This is a genomic window from Roseibium sp. (assembly GCF_025698965.1).
Classification (GTDB): domain Bacteria; phylum Pseudomonadota; class Alphaproteobacteria; order Rhizobiales; family Stappiaceae; genus Roseibium.
In genome coordinates this window covers 1-11,766 of record NZ_JAILWL010000171.1, presented here as the reverse complement: position 1 = coordinate 11,766, position 11,766 = coordinate 1, and the positions used below count along the sequence as shown (strand labels likewise).

Here is an 11,766-nt window from a genome sequence, read left to right as displayed (position 1 = left end):
GTGACGTTTCCTGTCCCGTCTCCTAGCGAGTCGGACATTGCAGCTTTAATCAGTCTGTTTTTCAAACTTGCGCCGCACGGTAGATCCAGGGGCTGTGCCAATACTTCTTCTGAAGTTTTGTTCCGCAATGCCAATGTACTTCTCCATCTGTATATTTCGATTTCTCGATATAGTCGTTTGGATCGCCCGCGCAAATTGGATAATCCTGACCGTCAGGGGTTCAGCAATTCATTCTGAACGACTGCAAGGAAGGCTCGAATATTGTCTTCGTCGCGCCGATAAAACGTCCATTGACCGTGTCGCTCGGCAACCACAAATCCTGCTTGTTTCAAGAGTCCCATGTAGTTTGAAATTGTAGATTGGGACAATTGCGCCTTTTCCTGGATGTATCCGACGCAAACACCTTCCAATTCAGCGTGTTCTGGCAGAGCAGGTGGAAAGTTCGACCTGTCCTTAAGCCACTCCAGGATTTTGCGGCGAATAGGGTTGTTGAGGGCAGATATTGATTTTTCCAAGTCCACATATCGAAATATTTCGATATATAGCCTCAGAGTCAAGAACCTTTGTTTCTGCTGATATCCGCATGTTTTCTTCATACCCAGATTTCGATACTAGAACCTAATTGCTCGCGTCTGATGAGGCCTGATCGCGTGAATGACGCGATCCAAGTCACTCCGTGAAGAACAGAATAACCTCGCGGTCAAACAGCTGGCGACAACGACCTTGATTGAGATTTGACGCATCTATGCAAACATGTGGCGCATAGGGATTCTGGGCATCGCTGTAAGGCAAACGCAAAGTTGCCGTTGTTCAGAACCAGCTAGTATGCGGGCGGTTCCGGCAAAAATTCACAACTAATTTCGGCTTTGTTGGGGGGATCGGGAACTGACCCTTTTTCGCTTGCCACAGTTGCGGCTAAGCGAAGTCACCTCACTGCTCGTATTGGCGACGAATGCCATTGCGTCAAAGGCACATTCGCGTGGTCTTTCTATTTCGGTGCATCGAAATCGATGTAGACATTAGTGTGGAACAGAAACGTCGAACGACGCTCTCAAGATTAGATAAGTCCTGATTGACGCTTCGAGACTGTTCGCTGGATCCCGATTGCTTCAGTCGGGGCAAAACGGTCATCATTCGGATGTCCCGCAGCGGTCTCGCGATGTTGCCAGTTTTATTGGAACGGGCATTCCAGATTGGTTTCAGCTGTGATTGCCGGTGATCTGCATTTCGCACAACTTGTCACCACACCTGATAATCCTGTCCAGATTACTTTTGGCAATGGTGGTGTATGGCTCTACACCACGCCGGAAGGGCAGGTTGACGATCTTCCTGTCGGTCATGATGTTAACGGCGACATCTTCGGTTTCAATCATTTCGGATTTGGTATGGTCGAGCGCAAGGAAGATGGTCTTGGAGTGACGTTTTTCGATAAGAACGGTGATGTAGCCGCAATTTGTGAAGCACCGGCATCCGCGAATGCCTGCGTTCCGGATGATGCCTAATGCCGGAGGTCTTCAACTCAACATTGAGCGACTGATCTGGTCGCAGTTGGCTGAGCGCATTGATTTGTCAGCCAACAGGGTCCGTCTTAGTTGAACATCTTTTCAGACCTGTCACTGTATTTCCATTACAGATTGTGTCGCCGGCTCGTTGCCATGTATTCTCAGGCTCAGTGCAGATCCGGTTTTGAGGGAGAAGGTAATGTCGGACCGCAAGCGGGTTCTTGTCACTGCAGGACGGTTCATGCCTGCAACCGGAGTGGTTCATGCCCTGCACAAGGCAGGCGCGACCGTCGAGGTGGCGGACAGTTTCGACGTTGCCCCAGCGCTGCATTCCCGTTTCATCGATAAAGCTCATATCGTTCCAGCCGCATCGCAAGACCCTATAGGTTATACGAGAGAGATCGCCAGAATTTCTGATGAACGCTCAATCGATCTTATTCTGCCGACTTTCGAAGACAGCATTTATCTTGCGCGCTATGCCGACTATCTTCCGGTCCCCAGGTTTGCTGCTGAGTTCGATGTGCTCGCCGAACTTCACGACAAGGCAGCATTTGTTGCGGTCTGTGAAAGACTAGGTCTGAAAACACCGGCAACAGAAATCGTATCCAGTCACGACGAAATGGTCGAAGCCATTTCTAGGTTTGATGATTTCTTTGCCCGGCCGGCCTTTTCTCGTGCAGGTATTGGTCATCTGACAAACCACGGTGAAGCGCTGGACAGCAAAAAGATCGAGCAATGTTCACCGACCCCCTCCAATCCCTGGCTTGTTCAGGACTATGTCGAGGGCAAGGATACCTGTGTCATGTGCATCGCGCATGAAGGGAGGCCCGTTGTGGTCGCCGTTTACGAGCCTGCGATTGCTGCCGGAGGCGGGTATTCTGTGCGTTTTACCTCCATCGAAGATCCGGCGGCGGTTGCCATCGTGACGGCAGTTTGCAGCGCTTACAAATACACCGGGTTCATCGGTTTCGACTATCGGCGCACCGACAATGGCCCGGTTCTCATGGAGTGCAATCCGCGTGTGACCGCCGGTGTATTCCTGACGGATGAAAGAATACTTGGAGAGGCGATCCTGAACAGTGACGAGGAGTTGTTCCATGCTCCAGCCGGCATGTCGAGACAGTATGATTCGTACCTCGTCTATGGACGTGCGACGACGCAGAGCACTCCAGAAGTAATCAAAAGCCTTCTTTCGGGCAGGGATGCGCTGGTTTCACAGCGGGACTATCTGCCGTTTCTCTATTCATTTCTGGCACGTTCGCAATACAAGCACCAAGCCTATGAGGAGCATAAGTCCTTTTCAGACATATTCCTCAATGACATCGTCTGGGATGGAACCCCGTTGCCTGATGCCGGCTGAATGGTGAGGCTGTGAAGGAGGCTGCTTGGTCAGCCTTCGTTGTCCTTCGGTGGAAACTGAGCGAGAAATTCAGTGGTCACGTTTTCAAGCGTGTCCAGCAATTCTACACCGGTCTTGTTGGCTTCGTCCTTGGCGCCTTCAATGACCATGGCGCGGATCGCTTCAACATAGCGTTCGGTTAGCGTGAGCGGCAGTTTTTCGGGCGTTGGTACGGTTTCAATCAGATGGCAAAAGCTTGCAGCGACCCGACCGACAAGCGGAAACCCGAGAGTGAGCGCCTGGCCTTTGATGTTGTGCGCGGCCTGGTAAAGCTTTGCCAGCGTTTCTTCCGACATGCCCTCGGACTGGATTTCACCCCAGGCGCTCATCAATGCCTTGGTTTCGTTGTCCATCCAGTTGCCAAAATGTTGGGACAGGCGCCCAAGTGCGGCTTCCGCCGCTTTAACCGGATCGAACTTTTTGGCTTCGCGCGGGGTCAGCTCCCGAACCTTGCTGCGCAAATCGGACGGTGGGGATACGATTTCGTATTCTTGATCCTTGGCAGTGTCAGCCATATTTGCGCGTGTCCTTGTTTCACAGGGCAGCAAAGGAGATTGCTGGCCCTGAGTATCGGCAAACATACTTAACAGGCTGTTGCCAAAGCCTGCTCTAATAACGGAACATTTCCGTGAGGATGCGCTCGTCCCAGCCATGGTCGGAATCGAACATGATTACGCCTTCCGCATCGGTCGATTCCTTGATTGACACGTGAGTCACACGGCGAATTTCGGTATGATCGGCCGACGCACTGACCGGGCGTTTTCTGGGGTCGAGAATTTCGATGTCCACCTGAGCCCAGTTCGGCAACAGGGCACCGCGCCAGCGGCGAGGGCGGAAGGCGCTGATGGGGGTCAGGGCCAGAAGCTGAGCAGTAATGGGCAGGATGGGCCCGTGCGCGGAAAGGTTATAGGCGGTACTGCCAGCAGGTGTCGCGACAATGCAGCCATCGCAGACAAGTTCTTCAAGCCGTTCCCGGTTATCGACCGAAATTCTCAGACGGGCGGCCTGAGATGTTTGCCGTAGTAATGAAACTTCATTGATGGCAAGTGCCTTGTGGCAGTTGCCTTCTTCGTCCGTTGCCGTCATTTCAAGTGGGCGAATTGTGGTGATATCAGCCTTGGCCAGCCGCTCGGGCAAGTCGTCTTCCCGATATTCGTTCATCAGGAAACCAACCGAACCGCGGTTCATTCCGTAGATCGGTTTGCCACTTCCCATATGTTTGTGGAGCGTCTGAAGCATCAGACCGTCACCACCCAGGGCAATGATTGCGTCAGCCTTGTCGGCAGGGAAGTTGCCATAGCGATGCGACAGGCTGCGAAGGGCCGCGCGCGCCTCTTCTGTCTCGCTGGCGACGAAGGCCAGTTTTTCCGTTGAAACCGGCTGGAGCCGAGGTTTCTGAGGAGGAGGCGCAGATTGGTTCATGGTCAGACGGATCTTTGCAGCAGTCGTTTTTCTCTGATCGACCAGACGTTTACGAAGAAATGCCCGGTCGGCTGGAGAACTGGGATTACACCATAGCGGGCATTGTCGCTGAGGGGCAGAAAATTTTTACCTGAATGCCTGCACTCAATCGCCATTGGCGGTGGAGGGAGCGGATGGAAATTGCTTCGTTGGTCCTCCGTCATTGCAAGATGCGGATTTCAGCAAGTCCTGCCATTCCAGAAACGGGACGATTGCCGAACGATTGCCATCGAGCTTGGCTGACGTCACACCGGCAACGCGCAAGCCTTCAGGCGTTTGAAAGAGGAGCGGGCCACCGGACGCGCCTTTTTCCGTTTCGCAACTCGTGATCCAGGCTTTTTCAGCGGTACCAAGAATCTGACAATTTGGCACGAGTGTTGGTAGATAACGGCGGCTGCGTCGATACCCGACAGATTGGAACCGACTGTCGACTGTGAGCGAAGTGCCATCGTCGGGACTCAAAGCAGGAACAGGTCGAAGGGTGCTGTCTTCCTTCAAGATGATGATGCCGACATCCTTGTGAATATCCTGCAGCTTTGGACGTTTAGAAAGAGCGTAGCCATCAGGCGTTAAAAGGCATTCGGCCTCCAGCCTAGCCGCATATTTGTCTCGTCTAACGCCGGCAATGAAGAGCACATCATCGACTGGCAGCGGTTTCATGGAGCGTAAGTTGTAGAAACAATGCGCAGCCGTCAGGACAATGCGTGGAGCAATCAGTGTGCCGGTGCACATTGAAGTGGTTCGGTATCCGGCAAAATTCACGCGCCCGATCGATTGCCAGGGATGATCGGCACTATCAATTACCTTCAAGTCTGTTTCGGCCGTGGCAACCTGTGACAAAGGTGCTGTCGCCAACATTAAAATGCCTGAGAGCAGCGCCGAAAACCGGGCGGTCGGAAAGGAGATCAAGGGGCGTATTTTCAAAGATGCTGGCAAGACGTCAGGTCCTGGTTCAAACAAGTCGTTCGGCAATTTCGGTTTGTTTAGAACAGAGCTTGGCCGAGAGACCACCTTATCAAAATGAACAGGTTTGTGAATCGCTTAAAGACTAAGTGATTTCAGAGTTTTTCGCGAATTCGGCCGCTTTGGTTTCAGGGGAATTTATTGCGTCGCAGCATTTTCGTTGCATAAAAAATAGCCTTGCGCATAATAGAGGCATGAGTGGTGGGCTGAGCATACTTGTCATCGATGAAAACAAGATTCGCGCCTCGATCATCGAGCAAGGACTGCACGATGCCGGGCATGATCACGTCATTCTTGTTCATCAGATGGAAGGCCTGGTGCGACAGATTTCGGAAATAAATCCGGACGTTATCGTCATCGACCTTGAAAACCATAATCGCGACAGGCTTGAACACATGTTTCAAGTGTCGCGAGCGGTTCACCGGCCCATTGCCATGTTTGTCGACAGGGCAGACAGCCATTCCATCGATGCGGCCGTCGACGCGGGCGTTTCCGCTTATGTCGTCGATGGACTGAAGCGGGAGCGTGTGAAACCTATCTTGGATATGGCGATCAGCCGGTTTCGCGCGTTCTCGAAACTTGCCGAAGAGCTGGAAGAAGCCCGAACGGAGCTTGCGGACCGCAAGACAATCGACAAGGCCAAAGGCATCCTGATGACGTCCAGGGGGCTGTCAGAACAGGAAGCTTACGACCTCTTGCGACGTACCGCCATGAATCAAAATCGCAAGATCATTGAGGTTGCGCAAAGCCTGGTGATTGCCAGCGGATTGCTGGGAGCTTGATGAATGGAAAACCCGATCATGGCTCGAAACGGAGCGGGAAGACTGAAAGTGGAGGACAATGGCTAGGCAGTTAACTCAGGTCATCGCCGGTTTCATCCCGCTTCTCGACAGTGCAGTTCTGGTAATCGCCTCGGAAATGGGTTTTGCCGAACAGGAAGGGATCGAGCTCAAACTTGTGCGGGAGACGTCATGGGCAAATATCCGCGACCGAATTGCTGTCGGGCATTTTGATGTTGCTCACATGTTGGCGCCGATGCCGATTGCCTCCAGTCTGAATCTCACCAGTCTCGCTGTTCCCATGAAGGCACCGATGCTGCTTGGCCTCGGTGGCAATGCGATTACCGTCTCGCGCGCGGTTTGGTCCGAGATGGAGGCAAAAGGAGCTGATGAAAGCGGTGATCCGGTATCCACCGGCAATGCGCTTTCAACTGTGATTTCAGATCGAAAGGCCGCGGGCAAACCACCGCTTCATTTCGGTATTGTGCATCCGTTTTCCGGTCACGCGTATGAATTGCGCTATTGGCTCGCTGCTGCTGGAATCGACCCTGACGGAGATGTCGAGATCACCGTTCTGGCGCCGCAACTGATGGCGGATGCACTCGCGACAGGGCAACTGGACGGGTATTGCGTCGGCGAACCCTGGAACACCGCTTCTGTGCTGGCAGAGACTGGGCGCATCGTCACTTACAAGCAGGCGATCTGGCCGAACAGTCCGGAAAAGGTCCTAGGTGTCACGCAGGCCTGGGCAGAGAAAAACGCCGACCTGTTGGCATCGCTCATGCGTGCGATCTCAGCGGCGGCGAACTGGTGTGCCGAAAAAGGCAATCATTTCGAGCTGGCGCGGCTTCTGTCCGGCCCTGGTCTTCTGGAGGGCCCACTGGAACTGTGCCTGCCTGCCTTGTCGGGAAATTTGCGTTTGGATCAAGGTACCGAAAGACGCATTCCGGACTTTCTGACCTTTGCAGGTGGAGAGAGGGCAATGCCGACGAAGGCACATGGCGTCTGGTTTTACGAACAAATGGTGCGTTGGGGGCAGGCCACCCGGTCAGCTAAGGGGCTGGCGCTCGTGGAACAGGTCTATTCGCCAGAACGCTATCGGGCCGCATTGAACCTGCCGATGCCTAGTCAAATGCCAAAGATCCGGCTGTTCGACACACCAGGCGATTGAACCGGTGCAGTCGGCCTGACGAAGTGCCAATTAGCGAGCCGCTTCGCTGCAATGCACAAAAAACGGTCAATTGCATTTTCGATCAGCTGACATTTAGTGCATCTGGAAAAAGACAGTCAAAAGCCAGAATTCACTCAAGCGACTTAAAAACAAAGAGAATTTTGGAATTCAATAAACTGGCACGCTTCGTGCTTTGAAGAATGCGTGGCCAATGTTGGCCCAACTTATATCGCGCCCAGCGTGGGGCGCTCAGGCAAAGCCGCCGATCTGACTTGCATGGTTCCTCCTCCCATACATGCAGGGTCAGTCGGCGGCTTTTTTGTTTGAGTCCGAACCCGTTTCACGGGCGAGGGACAAGAGAGGGAACAGGACATAAAGATGGCATTGAACCTGAAACACACCCACGGGATTGTGCTTGGCGCCTTGATGGCAGCCACGACCTTGGTGCCTGCCTCCGGCGCACTGGCCGACATGCTGGATGTCGAGAAAGATGAACTTACCTTCGGTTTCATCAAGTTGACCGACATGGCGCCGCTCGCGATCGCCTATGAGCTTGGTTATTTCGAAGAAGAAGGTCTGTTTGTCACGCTGGAGCCGCAAGCCAATTGGAAGGTGTTGCTGGACCGCGTCATCACCGGTGAGCTGGATGGTGCTCACATGCTTGCCGGGCAGCCGCTGGCGGCCACGATCGGATTTGGCACCAAGGCGCATATCGTTACCCCGTTCTCCATGGATTTGAACGGCAACGGCATCACGGTTTCCAACGAGATCTGGGAACTTATGAAGCCGCATCTTGAGATGCAGGATGATGGAAAACCGGTGCATCCAGTCAAGGCAACAGCGCTGAAGCCGGTCGTCGAACAGTTCAAGGACGAGGGCAAACCATTCAACATGGGCATGGTTTTCCCTGTGTCCACGCACAATTACGAACTTCGCTATTGGCTTGCGTCCGGAGATATACATCCGGGTTTTTATTCTGATGCCGACATATCCGGTCAGATCCGTGCGGACGCACTTCTATCGGTGACGCCACCGCCACAAATGCCGGCAACCCTCGAGGCTGGCACGATTTACGGCTACTGCGTCGGCGAGCCCTGGAACCAGCAGGCTGTCTTTAAGGGGATCGGCGTACCGGTCATCACGGATTACGAGATCTGGAAGAACAATCCAGAGAAGGTTTTCGGTTTGACACAGGAGTTCACCGAAACCTATCCGAACACCACGCTTGCACTTACCAAAGCCCTGATCCGTGCGGCCAAGTGGCTTGATGAGAACGACAATGCCAACCGCATGGAAGCCGTCGAAATCCTGGCGAGGTCGGAATATGTCGGCGCTGACGCGGATGTGATCGCCAATTCCATGACCGGCACATTTGAGTATGAGAAGGGCGACAAGCGCGACGTTCCGGATTTCAACGTCTTCTACCGTTACTTTGCGACCTACCCCTACTACTCCGATGCGGTCTGGTATCTGACGCAGATGCGTCGCTGGGGTCAGATCGCAGAATACAAGCCGGACAGCTGGTACGACGAAGTCGCCAGATCGGTGTATCGCCCGGACATCTACCTGAAAGCCGCTGAACTGTTGGTTGAGGAAGGCCAGGTCGCCCGGCAAGATTTTCCTTGGGACACCGACGGCTACCGGGCTCCGACCCCGGCCACCGACATCATCGACGGTATTCCCTACGACGGTAAACAGCCGAACGCCTATATCGACAGCCTGCCAATCGGGCTGAAAGGCAAGCAGGTCGTCGACGGAAACGAGGTCGTGGGAGGATAACGACCCCAAACTGGAGCGGCGACTGGTAGCCACGCCGCTCCGCCTTTTTTCAAGAAATCGAATAACGAATACACGATACGAGGACGCATAACATGGCCAATGCCGATACCGCAGGCGGTCAGGAATTTGCCCGCGCCGCGCGCCGGGAGAAGCTCTTCACACGAATAAACAAAGCAGCCGGCTGGCTGGATGCGCTTGGTCTGTCCTGGACTGTGCCGCTTTTGAAGATGGCTGCCGGCGACAACCCGAAGGAGCAGCTTGGAGAACTCAGGCGCGTACTTTTGATCCCGCTCCTGGGCATTGTAGCCTTTCTCGTCCTCTGGGGAGCCTTGGCGCCCCAGGTTCAAACCTCACTTGGAGCGGTGCCCGGACCCGCGCAGGTTTGGTCGCAGGCGATCAATCTGTGGGACGATCATGTGCGTGAACGTGAAAAGGCAGCCGCTTTTTACGAGCGCCAGGATACGCGTAACGCCAAACTTGAGACAGAGGGCAAGACCGACAAGATCAAGTGGCGCACCTATACAGGCAAGCCGACTTATCTCGATCAGATCGGTACCTCACTGAAGACGGTCGGGCTCGGATTTCTGATCGCAACGATTATCGCGGTGCCACTTGGCATTGCTTCGGGATTGTCGCGAACCTTCAATGGCGCGATCAATCCGTTGATCCAGATCTTCAAACCGGTGTCGCCACTCGCCTGGCTACCGATCGTGACCATGATCGTATCGGCGACCTATGCCAACCCGGTAGACTGGCTGTCCAAGTCTCTGCTTATCTCGGCCGTGACCGTGACGCTGTGTTCCATGTGGCCGACACTGATCAACACTGCGCTGGGTGTTGCTTCTGTCGACAAGGACTTGATGAATGTCGGCCGCGTGTTGCAGCTGCCAACATGGAAAACCGTCACAAAGCTGGTGTTGCCGTCTTCATTGCCGCTGATTTTCACCGGTCTGCGCCTGTCGCTCGGTGTGGGCTGGATGGTTCTGATTGCAGCAGAAATGCTGGCGCAGAACCCCGGGCTCGGCAAGTTCGTCTGGGATGAATTCCAGAACGGCTCTTCCCAGTCGCTTGCGAAGATCATGGTGGCCGTTCTGACCATTGGCATTATCGGGTTCATGCTGGATCGGCTGATGTTCGCCCTACAGCGCGCCTTCACCTTCTCTGCAAACCGCTAAGGGGTGATTGGCTATGTCATTTCTTGAAATCTCGGCCCTGTCGAAATCCTATGGTGAAGGTGCCGGACGCACGGATGTGCTGGAAGATATCAATCTCAAGGTCGAAGAGGGTGAGTTCATTGCGATTGTCGGCTTCTCTGGGACCGGCAAGACAACACTCATATCGCTGCTGGCAGGCCTGATTAAGGCGGATCGAGGTGGGGTGATCTTCAAGGGAAAGGAGATTGCGGGCCCGAGCCCGGATCGAGGCGTTGTCTTTCAATCCTATTCTCTGATGCCGTGGCTGACGGTTGCCGGTAACGTGGCGCTCGCTGTGGATAGCGTCTTCAAGAAGAAGCGTGCGGCAGAGCGTAAGGCGATTGGCGACAAATACATCGAGATGGTCGGGTTGGCTCATGCCAGGGACCGCAAACCGGCGGAACTCTCCGGTGGGATGCGACAGCGTGTAGCTGTCGCGCGCGCACTTGCCATGCAGCCTGAGCTTCTGCTTCTGGATGAACCCCTGTCGGCGCTGGATGCTCTGACCCGGTCCAAGCTGCAGGACGAATTTGCAGCCATCTGTGAGGAAGAAAAGAAGACCATTGTTCTCATCACCAACGATGTGGACGAGGCCATTCTGCTGGCCGACCGGATCATTCCTCTGAAACTCGGGACACCGGCGACCCTGGGACCGGAGTTCAAGGTGCCGTTCAAACGCCCCAGGGACCGAGCGGAGCTCAATCACGATGAGGCGTTCATCAGTTTGCGGGCTGACGTGACCGAGTACCTGATGGAGGCTGGTGCTGAGCGCGGCATCGATTTCGAACGCGAAATCTTGCTGCCGAACATTGTACCGATCACTCAACGCAACAGGGATGGAGACAAGCTGCCAGTTGCCTATGAAAGGGCTTCAGAAACTGTTCAAAAGGACCGGTATCTGGAATTCTCGCAGCTCAAGAAGGTCTATCCCACCCCCAAGGGACCACTCACTGTTGTCGATGGCTTTGAGCTGAAGATGGCCAAGGGTGAGTTTATCACGCTGATCGGGCATTCGGGCTGTGGCAAGTCGACGGTGCTGTCAATGGTTGCCGGTCTCAATCCGGTAACCGAAGGGGCGATCGTTCTGGATGGCACGCATGTGATCGAGGCGGGTCCTGATCGTGCAGTGGTGTTTCAGGCGCCAAGTCTAATGCCCTGGCTGACAGCGTATGAGAATGTCGAACTGGGCGTCGACAAGGTCTATCCGGACGCCTCGCGCGCCGAAAAGCGCGACGTCATCGAATACTACCTTTCCAAGGTTGGTCTGGGTGACGCAATGCAGAAGGCGGCGGCGGACCTTTCCAACGGAATGAAACAGCGTGTCGGTATTGCCCGTGCCTTTGCATTGTCGCCGAAACTGCTTCTGTTGGATGAGCCCTTCGGCATGCTCGACAGCCTGACGCGATGGGAACTTCAGGACGTTCTGATGGATGTCTGGAAGCGCACTCAGGTAACCGCGGTTTGTGTGACCCATGACGTGGATGAAGCCATCCTGCTCGCCGACCGGGTCGTGATGATG

At 54.4% G+C, this 11,766-nt stretch carries 11 protein-coding genes; 8 read left to right on the top strand and 3 right to left on the bottom strand.

Going from position 1 to position 11,766, the window contains the following annotated elements; translation table 11 throughout:
- The 3 genes from K5905_RS15115 to K5905_RS15105 form a co-directional block, all read left to right on the top strand.
- The coding region (locus K5905_RS15115) for a hypothetical protein (RefSeq protein ID WP_297585416.1) at window positions 1-237 on the top strand (237 nt) is incomplete at its 5' end.
- A 956-nt stretch (window positions 238-1,193) separates the two neighbouring features.
- Entirely contained in the window at window positions 1,194-1,502 is a 309-nt protein-coding gene (locus tag K5905_RS15110) for a hypothetical protein (protein ID WP_297585413.1), read from the top strand.
- Window positions 1,503-1,701: 199 nt separating this feature from the next.
- Window positions 1,702-2,862, top strand: coding sequence for an ATP-grasp domain-containing protein (locus tag K5905_RS15105; RefSeq protein WP_297585411.1), 1,161 nt, complete (start codon window positions 1,702-1,704; stop codon window positions 2,860-2,862).
- Window positions 2,863-2,891: 29 nt separating this feature from the next.
- Here K5905_RS15105 and K5905_RS15100 read toward each other — a convergent pair whose 3' ends face one another.
- The 3 genes from K5905_RS15100 to K5905_RS15090 form a co-directional block, all read right to left on the bottom strand.
- The gene (locus K5905_RS15100) at window positions 2,892-3,416 is read right to left on the bottom strand and encodes an Hpt domain-containing protein (RefSeq protein WP_297585408.1); all 525 of its coding nucleotides are present in this window, start codon (window positions 3,414-3,416) and stop codon (window positions 2,892-2,894) included.
- Window positions 3,417-3,510: 94 nt separating this feature from the next.
- Window positions 3,511-4,323, bottom strand: coding sequence for an NAD kinase (locus tag K5905_RS15095; protein ID WP_297585405.1), 813 nt, complete (start codon window positions 4,321-4,323; stop codon window positions 3,511-3,513).
- A 144-nt stretch (window positions 4,324-4,467) separates the two neighbouring features.
- Window positions 4,468-5,220, bottom strand: a complete 753-nt coding sequence (locus K5905_RS15090; protein ID WP_297585403.1) for a trypsin-like serine protease — start codon at window positions 5,218-5,220, stop codon at window positions 4,468-4,470.
- Between the two features lie 299 nt (window positions 5,221-5,519).
- Here K5905_RS15090 and K5905_RS15085 point away from each other — a divergent pair, with 299 nt between their 5' ends.
- The 5 genes from K5905_RS15085 to K5905_RS15065 form a co-directional block, all read left to right on the top strand.
- Complete coding sequence (locus tag K5905_RS15085) at window positions 5,520-6,107, top strand: ANTAR domain-containing response regulator (RefSeq protein WP_297585401.1); 588 nt, start codon at window positions 5,520-5,522, stop codon at window positions 6,105-6,107.
- A gap of 58 nt (window positions 6,108-6,165) precedes the next feature.
- Window positions 6,166-7,275, top strand: a complete 1,110-nt coding sequence (locus K5905_RS15080; protein WP_297585398.1) for a CmpA/NrtA family ABC transporter substrate-binding protein — start codon at window positions 6,166-6,168, stop codon at window positions 7,273-7,275.
- Between the two features lie 426 nt (window positions 7,276-7,701).
- Window positions 7,702-9,054, top strand: a complete 1,353-nt coding sequence (locus K5905_RS15075; RefSeq protein ID WP_297585419.1) for a CmpA/NrtA family ABC transporter substrate-binding protein — start codon at window positions 7,702-7,704, stop codon at window positions 9,052-9,054.
- Between the two features lie 92 nt (window positions 9,055-9,146).
- Window positions 9,147-10,229, top strand: a complete 1,083-nt coding sequence (locus K5905_RS15070; RefSeq protein WP_297585395.1) for an ABC transporter permease — start codon at window positions 9,147-9,149, stop codon at window positions 10,227-10,229.
- A 13-nt stretch (window positions 10,230-10,242) separates the two neighbouring features.
- Window positions 10,243-11,766 (top strand): ABC transporter ATP-binding protein (locus K5905_RS15065; RefSeq protein ID WP_297585392.1); only part of this gene is annotated, 1,524 nt, incomplete at its 3' end.